20 protein-coding genes are annotated in these 18,544 nt (G+C 62.6%); 9 read left to right on the top strand and 11 right to left on the bottom strand.

All coding sequences use genetic code 11. From position 1 onward, the window contains the following. Positions 1-136 precede the first annotated feature (136 nt). Positions 137-796 (top strand): 50S ribosomal protein L25/general stress protein Ctc, encoded by a 660-nt coding sequence (locus tag J5Y21_RS04130; RefSeq protein WP_210573116.1) that lies wholly within the window; start codon positions 137-139, stop codon positions 794-796. 76 nt (positions 797-872) lie between these two features. Here J5Y21_RS04130 and J5Y21_RS04135 read toward each other — a convergent pair whose 3' ends face one another. Then, positions 873-1,847: an ABC transporter permease gene (locus tag J5Y21_RS04135; protein ID WP_210573118.1), complete on the bottom strand. Its 975-nt coding sequence runs from the start codon at positions 1,845-1,847 to the stop codon at positions 873-875. A gap of 86 nt (positions 1,848-1,933) precedes the next feature. Here J5Y21_RS04135 and J5Y21_RS04140 point away from each other — a divergent pair, with 86 nt between their 5' ends. Next, positions 1,934-2,509 (top strand): TetR/AcrR family transcriptional regulator, encoded by a 576-nt coding sequence (locus J5Y21_RS04140; RefSeq protein ID WP_210573120.1) that lies wholly within the window; start codon positions 1,934-1,936, stop codon positions 2,507-2,509. 40 nt (positions 2,510-2,549) lie between these two features. Next, positions 2,550-3,113, top strand: coding sequence for an aminoacyl-tRNA hydrolase (gene pth, locus J5Y21_RS04145; RefSeq protein WP_349236931.1), 564 nt, complete (start codon positions 2,550-2,552; stop codon positions 3,111-3,113). Positions 3,114-3,120: 7 nt separating this feature from the next. Here pth (J5Y21_RS04145) and J5Y21_RS04150 read toward each other — a convergent pair whose 3' ends face one another. Continuing rightward, on the bottom strand, positions 3,121-4,071 hold the full coding sequence (locus tag J5Y21_RS04150) for a nitronate monooxygenase (RefSeq protein WP_210573124.1): 951 nt from the start codon (positions 4,069-4,071) through the stop codon (positions 3,121-3,123). A gap of 40 nt (positions 4,072-4,111) precedes the next feature. Here J5Y21_RS04150 and pth (J5Y21_RS04155) point away from each other — a divergent pair, with 40 nt between their 5' ends. Continuing rightward, complete coding sequence (gene pth, locus J5Y21_RS04155) at positions 4,112-4,714, top strand: aminoacyl-tRNA hydrolase (RefSeq protein WP_349236932.1); 603 nt, start codon at positions 4,112-4,114, stop codon at positions 4,712-4,714. Here pth (J5Y21_RS04155) and J5Y21_RS04160 read toward each other — a convergent pair. Then, positions 4,711-5,481 (bottom strand): hypothetical protein, encoded by a 771-nt coding sequence (locus tag J5Y21_RS04160; RefSeq protein WP_210573127.1) that lies wholly within the window; start codon positions 5,479-5,481, stop codon positions 4,711-4,713. The genes pth (J5Y21_RS04155) and J5Y21_RS04160 overlap by 4 nt on opposite strands. Beyond that, entirely contained in the window at positions 5,481-6,218 is a 738-nt protein-coding gene (locus J5Y21_RS04165; RefSeq protein WP_210573129.1) for a hypothetical protein, read from the bottom strand. Before J5Y21_RS04165 ends, J5Y21_RS04160 begins: the two co-directional genes overlap by 1 nt. A gap of 84 nt (positions 6,219-6,302) precedes the next feature. Here J5Y21_RS04165 and J5Y21_RS04170 point away from each other — a divergent pair, with 84 nt between their 5' ends. Next, the gene (locus tag J5Y21_RS04170; protein WP_210573131.1) at positions 6,303-6,965 is read left to right on the top strand and encodes a hypothetical protein; all 663 of its coding nucleotides are present in this window, start codon (positions 6,303-6,305) and stop codon (positions 6,963-6,965) included. An 8-nt stretch (positions 6,966-6,973) separates the two neighbouring features. Beyond that, complete coding sequence (locus tag J5Y21_RS04175) at positions 6,974-7,636, top strand: hypothetical protein (protein WP_210573132.1); 663 nt, start codon at positions 6,974-6,976, stop codon at positions 7,634-7,636. Here J5Y21_RS04175 and J5Y21_RS04180 read toward each other — a convergent pair. Further along, positions 7,633-8,166: an NAD(P)H-dependent oxidoreductase gene (locus J5Y21_RS04180; RefSeq protein ID WP_210573134.1), complete on the bottom strand. Its 534-nt coding sequence runs from the start codon at positions 8,164-8,166 to the stop codon at positions 7,633-7,635. The two genes, J5Y21_RS04175 and J5Y21_RS04180, sit on opposite strands and share 4 nt — an antisense overlap. A gap of 182 nt (positions 8,167-8,348) precedes the next feature. Between J5Y21_RS04180 and J5Y21_RS04185 the strand changes: the two genes are divergently transcribed. After that, the gene (locus tag J5Y21_RS04185; protein ID WP_210573136.1) at positions 8,349-9,992 is read left to right on the top strand and encodes a peptide chain release factor 3; all 1,644 of its coding nucleotides are present in this window, start codon (positions 8,349-8,351) and stop codon (positions 9,990-9,992) included. A gap of 65 nt (positions 9,993-10,057) precedes the next feature. Here J5Y21_RS04185 and J5Y21_RS04190 read toward each other — a convergent pair whose 3' ends face one another. The 4 genes from J5Y21_RS04190 to J5Y21_RS04205 all read right to left on the bottom strand — a co-directional run bounded on the left by J5Y21_RS04190 (position 10,058) and on the right by J5Y21_RS04205 (position 13,745). After that, positions 10,058-10,600: an LppP/LprE family lipoprotein gene (locus J5Y21_RS04190; protein ID WP_210573138.1), complete on the bottom strand. Its 543-nt coding sequence runs from the start codon at positions 10,598-10,600 to the stop codon at positions 10,058-10,060. Positions 10,601-10,821: 221 nt separating this feature from the next. Next, entirely contained in the window at positions 10,822-11,688 is an 867-nt protein-coding gene (locus tag J5Y21_RS04195) for a patatin family protein (protein ID WP_210573140.1), read from the bottom strand. Positions 11,689-11,715: 27 nt separating this feature from the next. After that, on the bottom strand, positions 11,716-12,582 hold the full coding sequence (locus J5Y21_RS04200; protein ID WP_210573142.1) for a patatin family protein: 867 nt from the start codon (positions 12,580-12,582) through the stop codon (positions 11,716-11,718). A 26-nt stretch (positions 12,583-12,608) separates the two neighbouring features. Then, on the bottom strand, positions 12,609-13,745 hold the full coding sequence (locus J5Y21_RS04205) for a YihY/virulence factor BrkB family protein (protein ID WP_210573145.1): 1,137 nt from the start codon (positions 13,743-13,745) through the stop codon (positions 12,609-12,611). 49 nt (positions 13,746-13,794) lie between these two features. On the opposite strand from J5Y21_RS04205, the gene J5Y21_RS04210 reads away from it, so the two are divergent. Further along, positions 13,795-14,253: a hypothetical protein gene (locus tag J5Y21_RS04210; protein ID WP_210573147.1), complete on the top strand. Its 459-nt coding sequence runs from the start codon at positions 13,795-13,797 to the stop codon at positions 14,251-14,253. Between the two features lie 9 nt (positions 14,254-14,262). On the opposite strand, the gene J5Y21_RS04215 is transcribed toward J5Y21_RS04210, so the two are convergent. Beyond that, positions 14,263-15,462: an MFS transporter gene (locus J5Y21_RS04215; protein WP_210573148.1), complete on the bottom strand. Its 1,200-nt coding sequence runs from the start codon at positions 15,460-15,462 to the stop codon at positions 14,263-14,265. Positions 15,463-15,554: 92 nt separating this feature from the next. On the opposite strand from J5Y21_RS04215, the gene J5Y21_RS04220 reads away from it, so the two are divergent. Then, positions 15,555-16,775, top strand: a complete 1,221-nt coding sequence (locus J5Y21_RS04220; RefSeq protein ID WP_210573150.1) for a D-serine ammonia-lyase — start codon at positions 15,555-15,557, stop codon at positions 16,773-16,775. Here the strand turns inward: J5Y21_RS04220 and J5Y21_RS04225 are convergent, their stop codons facing one another. After that, entirely contained in the window at positions 16,776-18,437 is a 1,662-nt protein-coding gene (locus tag J5Y21_RS04225; RefSeq protein WP_210573152.1) for an FAD-binding dehydrogenase, read from the bottom strand. Positions 18,438-18,544: the final 107 nt, after the last annotated feature.

Below are 18,544 nucleotides of genomic sequence, written 5' to 3' on the forward strand. Positions count from 1 at the left end.
AGCAGGGCCGTTATCGACGCGATGAATCATCACAGACTTTTCTCCCGAAAGCCTGCGGTCACTCGACGAGCACACGTGGCCGCAGGCTTTTTCTGTGGCTCATCGAACCTAAGCATCACTAGAAGGAGAAAGCATCATGGCGAATAAGTTCCCGACTATCCAGGCTGAGAACCGCGACGAGTTCGGCAAGGGCTCCGCCCGCCGTCTGCGTGCCGCTGGCCGCGTCCCGGGCGTCCTGTACAGCAACGGCGAGGACAACCTCCACTTCCACGTGGACATCCTCGAGATCACCGCTCTCGTGCGCAACGACGGCACCAACGCCATTCTCGAGCTCGAGGTTGACGGCGACAAGCACCTCGCGATGGTCAAGCACGTCGACCAGAACGTCCTGACCCTGAACATCGACCACATCGACCTCTTCGGCGTCAAGCGCGGCGAGAAGGTCACCGTCGAGGTCCCGGTCGTCTACGAGGGCGAGGCTGCCCCGGACGCTGTGGTCCTGCAGGAGATCGACGTTGTCGAGATCGAGGTCGACGCCCTGAACATTCCGGACGAGATCACCGTGTCCATCGAGGGCAAGGAGATCGGCGACCAGATCTTCGCCGGCGATCTGCCGCTGCCGGAGGGTGCCGAGCTCGTCACCGATCCGGAGTACCTGGCCATCAACGTCACCTTTGAGCAGGTTGACGAAGAGGTCGAGGCCGCTGCTGAAGAGGCTGAGGAAGGCGGCGCTGAGGCTGGCGCCGAGTCCGAGGACGAGGCACCGGCTGAGGGCGAGGGCGACTCCGAGGAGTAAATCGCTTCTCGGCGCCAATGGCTAAACGGCCGGCAACCCCGCTGCGGGGTTGCCGGCCGTTTCTTTTTTTACAGTTTTAGCTCTGCTGCTTTGGACGGGCCGCGAAAAGCAGCACCAGCCCCGCCACAATCCACAGCGCCAGGACCCACCAGGCGGATCCTGCGCCGTTGCCGTCGAAAAACGACAGGGAGCGCACGAGGTGGCCGGTCGCGCCGATCGGCATCCACTGCCCCAGGGTGGACCATCCCGCAGGCAGGAGCCACGGCCCCGTCGACAAGCCGGACAGCGGATTCGCCAGGAAGATCGTCAAGACAGCGCCGATCCCGACGCCGGGAGCACCAATGAGCGCACCGAGTCCGGCAGTGAGCATCGAGGTCGCCAAGATACCGGCAGAGATAGCGAGCCACTCCATGCCGAAGCTGCCCGTCAACGTTCCGTAGACCGAGTGCAGCATCCATGTAGCCACGAGACCGCCCAGCACTGCGATGCCAGTGAGAACCCCGATCTTCGTCCACCGAGTGCCGCGGAAGAGGAACGTGGCGATGACCGCGGAGATGATGCCGCCGAATGCGAGCGGAAGACCCAGCAGCGCGAGACCCGTCGCCTGCGGATCATCCTGGGATGTCGGTGCGAGGTCAGTGCGCTCGACACTCATGCCTTGGGCTTCAAGGGAGCCGGCGATGCCGTCGATAAGCTGCGCGTACGGCACGCCGTTACCTGAAGCTGTGAATGCAGTGGCGCCTTCCGGAGTCACGGCGAGACCGCCGACCGCCTCCCGTTCAAGCACAGCATTTCGCACTTCATCGGCGTTTTCCATCACGGTGATCTCCGGCGCTTCGTCGCCCGTTTTCTGCTCGATGCCTTGCGTCAGCTGCTCCACCATCGGCTCCGGCGCGCTGACGGCGACCGGAACCCCGGACGGGCCCGACGCGAAGGTCGGCGCGAGGAACGCGAAGAGCATCAGCCCGATGATGACGGGGATGCCGAGTATCACCCCCGCCGCTTTCGCCGCATGCGACCTTCCTTGTTCTTCTTTCACTGCCGTAGTCATATTCAGGCTCCTCCTTAAACCGATTCGGAACACCCTGTTCCACTTGCGTAAACGGATCATAGTGTTCCGTTTGGTATGATGCAAGCATGAGACAGGATGCTGCCGACAACCGTGAAGCGATCGTCACCGCCGCCCGAACCCTTTTCGTCGAACACGGCGGAAACGTGTCGATGCGCGCGATCGCCAAGGAGGCCGGTGTCGGAATTGCCTCAGTGAGCAGGCACTTCCCCGACCGCATCACGCTTCTCGACGCCATCGGCGCCAACGCCGTCCAGGACATCGAGACCGTCATCAGCGAGCACCTTCCCCTCTTTGAAGAAGCTCCTGAAAAAGCGTGGAGTGGTGCGATTCACGCCATCGCCGAATTGAAACTGGCGCTGCTCGGGCAGACGCTGTTCTCGGAATTCGAGCAGATCTCAGGCATCCAACGCATCATTGAGAATCGCGCAGAGGAGATCCGCAGCGCCTATGAACCGCTGATCACTCAGGCAAAGAAAGCGGGCCTGTACCCAGCAGATCTGGAGCCTCTCGAATTCCACATCGCGCTCGCCATCGCCTCCCGCCCGCTGCCGAATTCGAAGCTCATCAACGCCCACGCGTCGCAGGTCCAGCAAGAACTCATCGATATGTTCCTCGACGGATTGCGCGCCCGCGCATCGTAGGCCGCAACGTGGTTGAGATCCGAAAGTAGACTTGGGTCCTGTGACTTCTGATTCTTCACCCGTCCTCATCGTCGGCTTGGGCAATCCCGGCACGATTTACACGCAGACCCGCCACAATGCGGGAGTGATGGTCATCGAGGAACTCCTGGACCGCGCAACGCCAATGCCGGCGCAGCTGAGCGTGCACAAGAAGACGAACACGGAGGTCGCTGAGCTCACGGCCGGCCGTCTCACCGATCGGCGCACGATTCTCGCCCGCACCCGCGGGTTCATGAATGTCTCCGGCGGCCCCGTTAAAGCCCTCGCCAGCTACTACGGCGTTAAACCTGACAGTATTTATGTCGTCTACGACGAACTCGATCTCGACTTCGGGCAGATCAAGCTCCGTCTCGGCGGCGGCGACCACGGCCACAACGGGTTGAAGTCCGTGACCAAGTCACTAGGCACCCCGAATTACAACCGCCTCGCCGTCGGCATCGGCCGCCCACCCGGCCGCCAGGCCCCCGCGGACTACGTGCTCAAGCCATTTTCCAAGCAGGAAACCGTCGAGCTGCCCATCACGCTTGCCGACGCCGCTGACGAGCTCATCGCCGCCATCTCGTAGCGCGCCGTTAGCGCCCCAGCAGCTTCGCCTCGATCTCCGCGGCGGGCCCCTCCTGGAGTTTCCCAGTGAAATCCTCGCCGACGAGGCAGTAGCCGTGGTCGGGGTTGCTGCGCAGCGGCTTCTGCATGGCGTTGAGCTGCGGGTATAGGGGCGGAAGATCGTCGTGCTCGCGGGTGAACCGGGTTTCCACGCCACGGGCGTAGCGCCCGGAAAAAGCGCGGGTGGACACGGATGTCCCACCAGCGCGCAGAACGTCGCGGTTGGTCGCGGAGGTGCCGGCTTCGTCGGCAAGCAAGAACGCGCTGCCGCAGGCGACAGAATTCGCGCCCCACTCGATGAGGCGCTCGACATCCTCGGGCGTGCGGGCTCCGCCAGCGGCGATGATCGGGATGTTGACGTGGCGGAAAATGCCGCTGAGCAGCTGCTCTATGTCGCGCTCATCGGGCTCTTCAGTGATCGTCCACGTGGAGCGGTGGCCACCGGCTTTCGGGCCCTGCACGATGACACCGTCAGCGCCGAGTTCAGCTGCCTTGAGCGCGTCGACCTCATTGGTCACGGTCACCCACGCCTGGATGCCCGCATCGTGAATGCGCTTGAACTCTGCCTCAGTGAAGCAGCCGAAGGTGCACGAAATGATCGCCGCACGCCCGTCGTCAAGCGCAAGGTCGAGCTTCTCGTGGAAGCCGAAGGTGTAATCCGGCTCAGGAATCTCTGCGCCGAGCTCAGAGGCGATCGCCTTGAGATCCTCGGTGCGCGGTTCATCTCGCTGCGGGTAGAAGAGATTGATGCCGAAGGGTTCGTCGATAAGCGAAAGCTCTTCGCGCGCGCGGTCGATTGAGCACGTTCCCCATGCGAGGAAACCAAAGCTGACGGAATTGACCAGCTCGGGAGTGCTTGGACCGCCGGCCATGGGGGCGGCGATCACGCGGGGCAGACGGGCGGGAAGTTCAGGTGGCATGGTGGCCACTCTAGCGAAGCCGTCACTTACACTGGGCTGCGTGTTCGACAAATTACGCGCTCTTTTCGCACCCCGCCAGCACACACTCGACCTCGACACCGAATGGCTCATCGTCGGCTTGGGCAACCCCGGCGCGAAATACGCCGCCACCCGCCACAACGTGGGCTACATGGCGCAAGATGCGCTTATCGACGCGCCCCTCCGCCCCCTTCCCTCCTTCAAAGCCCAGGGCGTGATGGTGCCGGACACGCCTGCTCTTGCGCTGCGGTCGACGACCTTCATGAACCTCAGTGGCGAGGGAATTGCCCCGGTGGCGGAGAAGCTCGGGATTCCGCCTGAGCGCATCATTGTTCTCCACGACGAGCTCGACCTGCCCGCCGAGAAAGTCCGCATCAAACAGGGCGGGAACGAGAACGGCCACAACGGCCTGAAGTCCCTTACTGAGCAGCTAGGCACCCGCGACTATATCCGCGTGCGCATCGGCATCGGACGCCCGCCGAAGGGCACGCCTGTTCCCGAGTGGGTGCTCAGCCCCGTCGACGATGAGGGGCTCGATGCGCAGATCGCCACTGCCGCCGACGCCGCACGCCTCGTGGTCGAAGAAGGTCTGCAGCGCGCGCAGAACGAGATCCACGCGCGTTAGTCGTCGTTACGGTAATCGACGTACTCGTTGACCGCATAGGCGTGCATCCACGGCACGAGACCATCGATGCCTGTACCGAAGACCCACAACTCTTCGCTAAATACCGGCGGCGTTTCGTCGATGGCTTTCATGATGGATCTGAATAGAACAGGCCGCGCATCTCGCATGACAGCAGCGTATTGGGAGCAGATGCCCATGAAATGCTGGAAGAACTGGGGCGATGCGAGGTCGCCTTTCAACGCCCTAGCGCGTCGCGTGACTGCGGCGATCCCGTCGCGGATCGGCACCCGCTTTTCGTCGTCCAGCGTGCATGTTTCGTAGGCGAAGAACAGGTCCTCGAGTAGGTCGTCCACAATAGTCAGGCGTGCATCTTCGTCGCCGTTCTCAGCCGCGGCCAGCACAGCGACGCGCCGCGACATTCTGTCGATCCGCCGCGCCGTGCGCATCGCTCTTGTCACCTTGCCGGTCCGATTGCTTTCTGGCAGTGGCGCGAACTCCTCCTTCATTTTGTTCCACTCCTCGACCATTCCAGCCGCCAGGGGCGAGCGGAGGTGGTGGATCATCCGGTCGGTCGCGGGAATCGAATCTACGGCGCGGCGATAAAAGACGTCGTCCCGCGGGATAATGGGCTCGACGTATCGCTCCAAGCCCATGCGTGAGACCCTGCTGGCACTCGAGTTCCGTTGCTTGATCGTCACGATGATGCCGATGATGAGGAACACTCCGCACACGAAAACGGCATCCCAGCCAATAGCGGCCTGCATCATCACAGCACTCCCTTGCGAAAGCGGCGGTAGACCTGCGCTTCCGAGCACGAAAGCAGCAGATCGTCAGGGTCGACCAACGACTTGGCCCCGTATTTCCCACTTCTATTCCAGACCGCGCCTGCTGGCTCAAACCCGCCCACACCGGCGGCCGGACGGAATTCCCGGTTCGTGATCGACACCGGCGCCTTGTCGTCGATAAACCGTGTCGAAAACCGGCCGACGGAATGAACTACGCGGACATATTCCTCAATGAAGGTGGGCGCGGCCTCCCGCCCGCGTAATGCCGCGATATCGCGGAACACAGGTTGGGCGTTGCGCGTGCGCGCCTCAGTCATCAGCTCGTTGATTGCCTGACGACGACACCGCTCGTCCCCGCCCTCAATCCCCGTCAGGTAGCGGACATTTTCGGAGGCGGCGTAGATCTTCTCAATCGCCTCGGTCGACCACGGATTCTGTGCGTATTCCTGCTTTGCCACCTCCCAATCAGCCCAAGCATTGGGCGGCAGGAGCGGCGATTGGAGTCCGCGGATCAGCCTGTCGGTCTCGGCGATCAACGCCCCCGCGCGCTGCCCGTGCGTGTCCGCGAAAGCCTTGCCCACTGCCGTCTCTTTGTAGCTTGCCCTCATCGCCGACACACCGCTAAGCAACAGCGCCACCAGAAATAAGACTGCGACCAGTACAAGAGGTGAGATCAACGGCACGTCGTTGTCCGACTGCGCCAATATCTGCACGTCCATTCTCGTGCGCTCCATTCAGCCGGTGGACAATCCCTTTCCACCCTAAACTGTTTTCCACTGCTCGCATGCCGGAAAGGAAATGCTATGTTGCCCGACCACGAACTCATCGCTGACGTCGGCAAGGGCTGGAAGCGGTACAAGACGGCAGCCACGTTCTTGGAATGGTCCGTCGTTCCGTGGTGCGGATTATCCTTTCTATTGTTCCTCCTGCTCAGTGGCGTCCGGCTTGAAAACAGAGCATTCTACGTCGACGGCGACCCCGTCCTCTTTGCACGAGCGATAGTGTGCTTCGTGTTGACATGGTTGGTGATATTCGCCTGCATTGCTTTCACTCTGGGATGGCCAAGGCCCTGGGTCGTCATTCCGGGCATAGTCGTTGCAAGCGCGCCCCTCGCGTGCTTCAGCACCAACTCTCTTATGTGGGGGTTGATCCTGACCGCGACCCTCGCCGTGATATTCACAATCAGCTACCTGCTATTGATTCCCCTGCATAGACGAGCCGGGTTGTACTCGTTCATCCGTCAGGTGGTCCGGCTCCGGGCCGAGCACCGGCAAGGCATGCATCAGGTCCTGGCCATACAGGGCTACGGCCCGTGGATGCTTCGGCTGCAGCCAGTGCCGTCGCCGAAAGACGCGCCACGCTTCTCCGCTGTCAGGTTCCCCTCGCCCCCACGCATTGCCCCGGGTGATTTCGTCGCAGTCAACCGCGATGGCCACGTTGAAATCGCTGAAACACTTTCTCGGTAGGAGACCTAATGAGACCCGACCACGAACTCATCGCCGACGTCGGCAAGGGCTGGAAGCGGTACCAAACCGCTTCGAAAATCCTCGGCAACGGCTTCCTCGTCTGGACGTTGGTTTACGTCGTAGTCTTCCTCTCGACAAACGAGGTCCGCCTCGACACTCAGCGGATATATTTCGACGGCGACACCGGATTGATGGTCCGTTTCGCAATCAGCATTGTCACCTGGTTCGCGGCTTTCCTCCCCACCTATGCGTTTAGCCAGGGATGGCCGGTGCAATGGTTGACCATGCCGCTCATCGTGGCAGCGAACGGGATCCTCGTCGGTATAACCGTGCCCTCGATGAAATGGACTCTCGTGCTCACGGTCCTGCTTGCGCTGACCGTCGTGATCGCATGGATCTGGATCGCGCCGCTATTTCGCCGCAAAGGTTTGTTCACCTTCATCCGTCGTCTCGCGAGACTGCACTACGCGCACCGGCAGGGTGCCCACCAGGTCGTCGCCATCGAGGGCCATGGGCCGTGGGCGTTGCGGCTTAAACCGGTGCCGATACGGCACGCCACGCCCCGCTTCTCCACCATCAAGGTGAACACGCCTCCTGCAGTCGCGCCCGGAGATTTCGTCGCCATCAACCACAACCGCCAGGTCGAGTTTTCCTGCAGGATTTCCCGTTAGCCGGTGACGGCCTCGAGGCGGTCGCACATCGCGGCGAGCTCTTTGGCTCGGTTCGGCATCGGGTTGAAGCCGTCCTTCATTTCCATCGCCTGGATGAAGCCGAGCTGCTCGCGGATGTCGTGCATGTGGAAATTCGCAGCGATCTGACGCCAGTGCTCGATCGCACGGATCGCACCAACACCTCCGTAGCCGACGAAGGCAATGGGCTTGCCCACCCACTCCGGGCCGAGAGTGTCCACCGCGTTCTTCAGTGCGGCCGGGACAGAGTGGTTGTACTCGGGCGTGATGAAGATGAACGCGTCACAGGCATCGATCGCCTGCGACCAGCGGGTCACCTCATCGTTGTCGTACTGCTTATTCATGAGCATGGGCATCCCGGCGCCGTCGTAAAGCGGAAGATCGTAATCCGCGAGGTCGATGAACTCGTACTCGGCGCCCTCCCGCTCGCCGATATTCTCTTTCATCCAGCCGGCCACTTTCTCTGCGGTGCGGCTTTTACGGATGGATCCGACGATCACGCCGATCTTCATTACGTCTCCTCTCGGTTGTGTACAAGTCACCAAATCCCGACCCCACATTAATGAAGGCCATCAAGCTCTCCGCGAGCAACTAATGTCTTCAACGCGAAGAATTGTCGAAAGAATTCCAGTGAATTGTGCTGTCCTGCGCTGGTTAGCCCTGACCTTGCTGTAGCGACTACCCTCTACAGGTCATGAGCACCGTTTCCGAGGCCGCACGCCGCCGCACATTCGCCGTCATCGCCCACCCGGACGCCGGTAAGTCGACGTTGACGGAGGCACTGGCGCTGCACGCGCACATCATTGCGGAGGCGGGCGCGGTGCACGGCAAGGGCAACCGCAAGTCCACGGTGTCGGACTGGATGGAGATGGAGAAAGACCGCGGCATCTCGATTGCGTCGTCGGCTCTCCAGTTCGAGTATCTGCCGGACCAAGCCCGGCAGAGTGGGCAAACGGATCCGTACGTGATCAACCTGGTGGACACCCCCGGCCACGCGGACTTCTCCGAGGACACCTACCGCGTACTCTCTGCCGTCGACGCGGCGGTCATGCTCATCGACGCCGCGAAAGGCCTCGAGCCGCAGACCCTCAAGCTTTTCCGTGTCTGTAAGGCGCGCGGGCTGCCGATCGTCACCGTGATCAACAAGTGGGACCGCGTGGGGCGCGAACCGCTCGAGCTTGTCGACGAGATCGTCACCGAGATCGATCTCCAGCCCACTCCCCTCTACTGGCCGGTGGGCGAAGCGGGCGACTTCCGTGGCCTCGCGCACGTCAACGGCGACGGCGAGGCCGATAAGTACATCCACTTCATCCGCACCGCCGGCGGCTCCACCATCGCCCCGGAGGAGGAATACTCCCCGGACCAGGCACTTGAGCGCGAAGAGGATGCGTGGGAGACCGCCGTTGAGGAGGCGGAGCTGCTCGCCGCCGACGGCGCTGTGCACAACCAGGAGCTCTTCGAGCAGTGCGTGACGTCCCCGCTAATCTTCGCCTCCGCGATGCTGAATTTCGGCGTGCACCAGATCCTGGACACGCTATGCGCCATCGCCCCAGCACCGGAAGGCCGTGCATCCGACCCGAAGGCGATCGAAGCGTCCACCTCGGCCATGGACGAGCAGCGTTCGGTGGGAGACGAATTCTCGGGCGTGGTGTTCAAGGTCCAGGCGGGCATGGACAAAAACCACCGCGACACCCTCGCATTCATGCGCGTGGTCTCCGGCGAATTCGACCGCGGTATGCAGGTCACTCACGCCCAGTCGGGCCGCAGCTTTTCGACGAAATACGCCCTCACCGTCTTCGGCCGCAACCGCGACACGGTAGAGACGGCTTTCCCTGGCGATATCATCGGCCTGGTCAACGCCGGCGCACTCGCCCCAGGCGACACGATCTACGCCGGCAAGAAGGTCCAGTTCCCGCCGATGCCGCAGTTCGCTCCCGAGCACTTCCGCACGCTGCGCGCGAAGTCTTTGGGCAAGTACAAGCAATTCCGCAAGGCGCTTGAGCAGCTGGATGCGGAAGGCGTCGTACAGATCCTGCGTAACGACGCCCGCGGCGACGCCGCCCCCGTCATGGCCGCCGTCGGTCCCATGCAGTTCGAGGTCATGCAGGCCCGCATGGAAAACGAGTACAACGTCGAGACCGTCACCGAGCCGATCCCCTACTCCGTTGCCCGTCGCACGGACGAAGCGTCAGTACCGGAGCTGAGCCGCCAGCGCGGCGTGGAAATCTTCACACGCACCGACGGCGAGCTCATCGCCCTGTTCGGCGACAAGTGGAAACTGGCCTTCATCGAGAAGGAACACCCGGAGCTGACCATGGAGCCGCTCGTCGCGGACTAATGGGACACGCGAAAACCGCCAGTGAACGATGCACTGGCGGTTTTTGCTCCGCGGTATGAGAGTTTTTAGAACGCCGGAAGGGACTCGTTCGGGATCTTGCCGTGGTGGCCGACCTTGTCGCCGTCCCAGAAGAAGGTCACCTCAGTGGTGAACTTATCGGCATCCGCATTAGGTGCGCCGGCAGCCATCTGGGCTTCGGTGTCGCGGTAGACGACGGTGAACGTGCCGTCTTCGTGCGGAGTGATGTGCTCGATGGTCTGCGGGTGATTGGAGTCGATGCCGATGTACTGGCCCTTGTGGAACAGCAGCAGCACATTGGTCTCGGCGCCGTTGCCCTGACCGCCCTGCTTGGTGAGGGCGTAGCTCAGGTCAGCGCACGGGCTGAAGGTCGAACCGCCCGCGTAGCTCCACCCGCCGCGTTCGGTCTGGTGTTCCTCGTTGAGCTGCTTGTTGGCCTCCGCAATTTCAGGAGCGCTCGGGTTCGGTGCGCAATGGTCGGCGGGAGCTTCCTGCGCCATTGCGGTACCCGGGGTCAACAGCGCCGCGCCGACTAGCGCGGCACCTGCGAATGCCTTTGCGGTCGTGTTTGCTCGTCGCTGGGTCTTCATGATTTCCACACGCTTTCTGTCGTTGTCGACTGTCGTTGGATTCTCGTGAATTCTTGGTCGGGATTACCGCGGTGGAACTCACGCTACGCCCGTCAACTCCGAGCACAAGACCCTTAACGTCTCTGGCAGCAGACTTTGTGTTCTGCCTGAAGACACACGCTGGGGTTTCCGCCTCAACAGCCTGTTCTTCAAAATTCCATATGCATCGCGTCACAGCCATGTCACGCCAGGAAGTCGACCCACTCGTCCCATTCGCGCTCTACCTGGGCCTTGCCCATCAGATAATTGGCGCTGAGCTTGACCACGTTGCGCTCTGAGGCATCCACGCTCATGGATTCGGGGAAGAACACCTTGGCGCGGCCCTGCTCTTCCAACTCGAGGATCTTGTCCTTCGACGCGTTGTAGCGAGGCGGGCGGGCGATCAGTGCTTCAGCGACCGCCGGGTGCTTCGGAAACAGGCGGCGCGTCGCGATCGGCCGGGTGTTGTCAGGGCGGACATAGCTCCGTTCCTTCGTGGCCAGGACAAGGAATTTGGAGAAGCCGGCGGCAAGGGCGGCGTCGATAAGCAATCCTCCCGACACCCCGAGCGCACCGTCGACGTACGGGATGCCGTCGATCGTGCCCATGGGCATGACTTTCGGCAGCGTGGACGATGCGCGGGTGACTTGCCCGACGAGCTCGGCCGAGACGAGGTCCTTGCGGTTCCATGTGACCGTGTGACCGGTGTCCGCGCGCACGGCCTCAATGTGGATCTCGGTTTCGTGGTTAGCGGTGAAGGTCTCCCAATCGAACGGCATGATGTCGTTCGACCCTTCGTAGATGAACTCGGCGTTGAAATAACCGTTGCCGCGCGCCAGCGAGACCCAGCCGCCGAATTTCTCGTGCGCGACGAAATTCGTGAACGATTCCCGCGCACGGTGAGCATCGCGCGACGCGTAGTTGAACGCGTGCGCCGCGCCCGCCGAAACTCCCCCGACCCACCCGAAACGCACATCTTCCTGAATCAATCGGACGATTGCCGGCGCGGTGTAGGAGTTACGCATGCCGCCACCTTCAACGACGAGAGCTGTGTCGGTGGCATCAATCATGCGGACGATTCTAGGACGAACCGGAGTTTAGTTCTCCAGGAACTCCTTGACCGCACCCCATTCGCGGTCGAACTGCTCTTTGCCGGCCGCGAAATTCTTCTGCAGCTTCGGCACCTTGAACTCCGCGTTCTCCACCATCATCTGCTCCGGGTAGAAGACGTAGGCCTGTCCGTCGGCGGCGAGCTCGTCGATACGCGCCTTGGCCTTGTTGTACGCGTCTGGGCGGTCGATGGTGCGGCGGGCGACCTCGGGGTATTTCGGGAACATGCGGCGCACCATGGCCGGGCGGTTCACCGGCTCGCGCACATAGTCGCGGGGCTTGGTGGCCAGCACAAGTAGTTTGCTGAACCCTGCGCGTTCAGCGGCGCCCACCAGCAGTCCACCGTCGTCGCCGAGCGCGCCGTCGACGTACGGCACACCGTCGATCTTCGCCATCGGCATGAGCATCGGCATGGTGGACGATGCGCGCATGACCAGGTTGATCGTGTCTTCGTCCTGCAGGTCGGCGTTCTTCCACGCGACGGATTCGCCGGTGTCGGCGCGGACGGCCTCGATGTGGATCGGGGTCTCGTTGGCCACGAAAGCGTCGAGGTTGAACGGCAGTTCCCCGCCGCGATCCTGGAACATGAACTCCGCATTCATCAGCCCACGGCCGAGCGCGAGCGAACGCAGACCGCCGATCTTCGGGTGGCCCATGAACGTCGTGAACGCCTCCTCGGTGCGCTGCGCGTCCCCGGACAGGAGGTTGATGGCGTGGATCGCGCCGGCCGAGACACCGCCGACCCAGCCGAACTGCACCTCTTCCTCGATCAGCTTCATGATCGCGGGCGCCGTGTACGAATTGCGTGTTCCGCCGCCCTCAATCACCAGAGCGGTATTGCGTGCGTCAATCATGGTTCACCAGTGTAAGTCGCTTCACACTATTCGTGGTGTTTTGACGCTGCTTCTTCTTTGACATCTTCTGCCATCCGGTACAGCCAGAGACGCACCTTGCGCTGGAACAACACGCCATCCTCGGCGCGCGGGGCGGCCTGGATCATGTCCGCGGAATCGTATCCTGCCTGCAGTTCTTTCGCCCGCAAAATCTCTGCGTCGATCTTCACGCCGAGCAGCAGGACGATATTCATGCCCCACACCGCGATCAAAACGGCGAGCACAGTTCCGAACGCGCCGTACGCGCTCCGCAGACCGAAAATCGACAAATACACACCGAATAGCGCCCATTCGGCACCGATGACGAGCATGGAGAACACCGCACCGACGGTCAGCAGCCGGTAGCGGCCGGGGCGCACATTGGGCGCGAAGTAGAACAGACACGACACGAGCACGATCGCCGCAACCACGACAGCCGGATAACGCGCCCACTCCCACACCGGCAGCAGGATCTGGTTCAGATAGTCGACAGCACCGGTCAATCCGAGGGGCTCAGCAATCGGGCCGAGCACGGCGTTGATGATGGATTCGCGCAGCACGAGCGCCGCCACCACGATGACGAGCCCGACGACGAGCAACAGCGTGATGGCCCACATGGTCAGCCATGTCACGGGCAAACTCCGCCCTTCCATCCGCCCGTAGATCACATTCGTCGACCGCGAGAACGCGCGCACATACGCCGACGCCGCCAGCAGCGACACGAGGAGGGAGAGCACCAGTGCGACGGTGCTCTGCGCGGGGGTGCCCACGACGGTCACGAACAGGTCGAAGGCTTGGGAGCGGAGGGCTTCGGGCACGGTATCGTCGATCAGCCCGCCCACCATGTCGTGCAGCGCGCGCTCATCAGTGGGAAAGAGCAGGGTAACCATGGAATAAAACGCCAGCAGCATCGGCGCGAACGCGGTCACGCTGAAATACGTCATCGTCGCACCGCGGTCCATCAGCGCCAGCGGCCCGAAGTCCATCACGGTGCGCGCGAGGACCAGCTTCCACGCTTTCCAGGACAGCCAGTTGCCGCGCCGCAACGGTTCAGGGCGGCCGCGGTCGGGCTCGACCATCTCGATGCGCCCGGGCCCGTACGGCTGCACGAATTCCGCAGCGTGCGAGATGGATTCCTGACTCATGCATCACACATTATCGGGCGCACAGCTCTCCGCGTTGTAGGGTTGGGCCATGTCATGGGCACAAAATAACGAGCTCGGTTTCGAAACGAGCATCTGGGAGCCGATCCTCATCCTCGTGATCATCTTCATGCTGATCGCCATCCCCGCCATCGTCGCCGCATTAGTCTTCCTCAAAAAGCGCAGCCGCATCACCGTCTACCACGCGGACACGCTGTCGGTTCGCACGGCGAATATCAGCCCAGAATCGGACGACATCATCGTCATCATCACAGTCGAGGAAGACGCGTTCAAACGCATTTCGCTTATCGACGCCCCGTTGCGCCTCACCTCCCCATCCTCCCGCCCCGTCACCTTCCAGCCGGGTGTCTCCGGCCCGCCGGTCCTCGACCCGAATGAAGGCTGGATCATTCCGGTATCGAAGGAGACTCAAGCCGAATTGCGCGCCCTTCCCGCCGGTAAGGAGCACGAGCTTACCACGACGAACGTGGCTTTCATCGTCGAGAATTAGCTACGCGAACTAGCCGCGGCGAAGATAGCCCGACCGGATCTGCACGGTCCTTACGGCCGCGGAGCACAGCGCCAATCCCGCCAACACCCAGTACGGCAAGGACGGCCCCACGAAGCCTGCCAGCCACTCGATCAACGGCGGGTACCCGAAGCCGATGTAGCTGGCCACGTAGTACACGCCGATGACAGCGCCGCGCTTGGCCGGCGGGCTGAATGTCTCGACATCGAGCAGGCCCTCACGCAAACACAGCCCGTACGCCAAACCGAGGAAGACCGAAGCCACCACGAACATCGCGAATGACGGTGCCGCCCCGCCGATTGCGGCGAGGCTCATGCCGACCGCCGAGCACACTGCCCCGACCACACCGGATACTGGGCCGAATTCGAAGCGCCGGCCGAGCGCCTGGATGGCCAGGCCCGACCCGAATGCCGTCACCGCCGCCACGCCGGGCAGGAACGCACTGGACTCGAAATGCTGCCCGACGCGGCCGGAGAGCACCACGATCGCACTCGTCATTGACGCGAAGACCCACAGCCCCATCGGGAATGCCGTCGCAAGTGCTTTCTTCGCAGACCGGTCATGTTCATCAGCACGGACTCCCTGGTCTTCTTCCTTCTTCTCCACCAACACCTCGCGCGTATTCGGCGCATCGCCGACTACGACGGAGAACGCCACCGCGGCGACAGACAGGAGAATCGACGCGATGTACGGGATATAGATCGCGTTGTGGGCGTCGACGAGGTGCGCGATGATGCCGGAGGCGATCGGCCCGAGCATGAAACCCGAGGTCAAAAAGATGCCCGCCAGCGTCGTACCCGCCGCGCCACGCAGCCTGCCCGCCCATGCGGTTCCGGCGCTGACCACCAGTCCCACACCGAGGCCGATCACGAATCGCGCGAGCAGTAATATCCAGGGGATTTCCTGCCAGAACATCAAGGCGGTATTGCCGAGTGCCGCGACGATCGCTCCCACCATCACTGCCGGGCGTGAACCGAACCGATCGGCCACCAGACCGCCCAGAATCAGGCACGGAAAAAGCCCGAGCGCATAAATGCCGTAGGCACTGTTGACCAGCAGCGTGGACATGTGCTGGTGCTCGCGCAACACCACGAGCACCGACGCGAAGTGGTTCGCGGCCCACCCCGCCGTGATCAGGAAGGCGACAACGCTGGCGAAAACCAGCTGCGGTTGAGACTTCTTTGTTTCCATCTTCTGTCTCCTTCCGGATGCACGATGCCCGCTGTAATGAACAATGTGACCCACGTAACTGTACACCCGCCCGTTTCCTACAATGGATCCCCATGACCATGCCTTGGGATCGTCCAGCTCACCCACCGCAGACGGCGCCACAGCCGCTCTCGCTTCTCGACGGCATTGCCCACAGCCACGAGATCTCCTGGACCCCGACCCCCGAATCGACGCTTGCCTCGGACATCGTCACTGCTGTCGAAGAAGCATCCGCGCGTTTCGATCGCTTCGCTCCGTGGGTCGCCGAACACTTCCCCGAGACCGTCGACGGAACCATCGAATCGCCGATTCAGCACGTTCCTGAAACCCGCGATTTTCTCTCCCGCCTACTGCAGCGGGACCTTCCCGGCGAATTGTGGGTCAAGCGCGACGATGCCCTGCCAATCAGCGGCTCCATCAAGTCGCGCGGTGGAGTCCACGAGGTTTTCCGTCTCTTTGAGGAAAAACAGCATGAATCGCTCTCCGTCGCCTCCACCGGCAACCTTGCCCTGTCCATCGGCACGGTCGGCCCCCTGCTCGGTTTCGATACCGAGGTCCACATGTCTGTGGACGCCAAACAGTGGAAGAAGGACCTACTGCGCTCCCGCGGGGCAACGGTGATCGAGCACCCCGGGCTGTTCACGGAGACCGTGGCCGCAGCACGACACTCCGCCGGCGATGCCTTCTTCATTGATGACGAGAATTCCCTCGGACTCTTCGCCGGCTATGCGGTGGCCGGCCAGCGCCTCAAAGAGCAATTCGAGGCGGAAGGCAAGAACTTCACCCCAGACAACCCGCTCTATGTGTACCTCCCCTGCGGTGTCGGCGGCGGCCCCGGCGGTGTCGCCTTCGGCATGAAGATGGCATTCGGCGAGGCAGTCTCCTGCCACTTTGTCGAGCCCACCGCCAGTCCCTGCATGCTGCTCGGCGCGTTCACCGGCAACCCGGATGTCACCTGTGCTGACTACGGCCTATCCGGGCGCACCATCGCCGACGGCCTGGCCGTCCAGAGCCCCTCGCCGCTCGCTTTTGAGCACGCGGCGCATCTGGTCAGCGGTTTCCACACGCTCAACGACACCACGTTCCTCGCCGCAGTGAACTGGTTGGAGCGGAGCGCGAGCATCATCGCCGAACCGTCGGCGACCGCCGGACTCACCATTCCGTGGCGCCTTCCCGACCTCCCCGACACCGCCACCCACCTGGTGTGGCTCACCGGCGGCTCGCTCATTCCCGACCAAGACAAAGACCGCCTGCGCGGGCAGGCGGCCACAGCCTCACTTCACTGGCAGCGCTGATCACTCACGCGCGGCGTGCTCGCCCACCCGCTTGCCGGAGTGGATGCAGCCGCCGAGGAAGGTTCCTTCCAGAGCGTTCTTGCCGTGCATTCCGCCGCCGCCGAAACCGGCGGCCTCGCCGCAGGCGTAGAGGCCGGGGAAAACGCTGCCGTCGGCAAGCAATGCTCGGCCGCCCAAGTCCGTCTCGATTCCGCCGAGCGTCTTGCGCGTCAAAATATGCAGCTTGACCGCAATGAGCGGGCCCTTCTTCGGGTCCAGCAAGCGGTGCGGCTCCGCGCAGCGGACAATCTTGTCGCCGAGGAAATTCCGCGCGGTGCGGATGTAATTGACCTGCGCGTCCTTGGAGAAATTGTTCGTTAGCTGGGCATCTCGCTCGACCAGTTGCTTGCGCACCAGTTCGCCATCGACCTCGACACCGTCATCTCCGAGCTCATTCATCTTGCGCACGAGGTCCTCGACCGTGTCTGCGGTGACCCAGTCGACGCCGTTGTCCATGAATGCCCGGACCGCCGGGTGCGTTCCGGGACCGACCTTGCCGGCCAGCTTTTTCAGCGACTTGTCCGTCAGATCCGGGTTCTGCTCCGAGCCGGAGAAAATGAACTCCTTGTCGGCGATGTGCTGGTTGAGAATGAACCACGAATAGCCGTAACCCGTCCTACCGACGTGCGCGAGCGCAGCGATATTGTCCGAGCCCGGGAACAGGTTGGTCGGCAAGCGCTTGCCGGTCGCGTCCAGCCACATGGAGCTCGGCCCCGGAATGATGCGGATGCCGTGGCCCGGCCAGATCGGGTCCCAGTTGATCATGCCCTCCGGGTAGTGCCACATGCGGTCGGTGTTGACCAGGTTCGCGCCGGCGGCGGCCGCGATATCGATGCCGCGGCCGTCGACATGCTCGGGCACGCCGGTGACCATGTCCTTCGGGCACGGCCCCCACCGGTCCTCCGGCCACATCTCGCGCACCTTGTCCAGGTTGCCGCCGATGCCGCCGGTGGAGATGACCACGGCTGCGCCGCGCACCTCGAACGGCTCCACCTCGTCGTTATTGGAGGCGATGCCACGGTCACGAGAATCAGCTGCCAGCTTCACGCCCCGCACTCCCACGGCACGCCCATCTTCGACAATGATGTCGTCGACGCGGTGACGGAATTTGAATTCCACTTTTCCGGCCTGTTCGGCACGCTCAACCGGCTCGCGGAAGACACGCACGACCTCCGGGCCCGTGCCCCACGTCAAGTGAAAACGCGGCACGGTATTGCCGTGGCCTGACGCATCGCCCGAGCCGCGCTCGGCCCATCCGACGGTGGGCAGCACACGCAGCCCCAGCTCTTTCAAATAGCCGTGCATCTCGTTGGACGCGAACCGGACGTATTCACGGCCCCACTCGCGCGGCCAACGGTCATGATCCTCGTCGTCGTAATCGGCGGAATTCTCCCAGTCCGTCCACGCGAGATCCTCGAAGTCCTTCGCCCCCATGAGTTTCTGTTCCGGTGTGCCCACCATGAACAGTCCGCCGAGCGACCAGAATGCCTGCCCGCCGAGGTTCGCCCTGCTCTCCTGTTCCACGAACACGACGCGGCGACCCGCTTTGACCGCCTCGTGCGCGGCGACCAAGCCCGCCAGCCCGGCCCCCACAATGACAATGTCTCCCGATTTTTGTTTCATACACGAAACATACATAATTCTTTTCACGCCGTGTCCGTTTTTCACTCACCCGGCGGAAAACCCTGATCCCGGGTAACGTGACTGGGAGGCAATCAGAAAGGTAGATA

Source organism: Corynebacterium sp. Marseille-P3884 (assembly GCF_017942225.1).
GTDB lineage: Bacteria > Actinomycetota > Actinomycetes > Mycobacteriales > Mycobacteriaceae > Corynebacterium.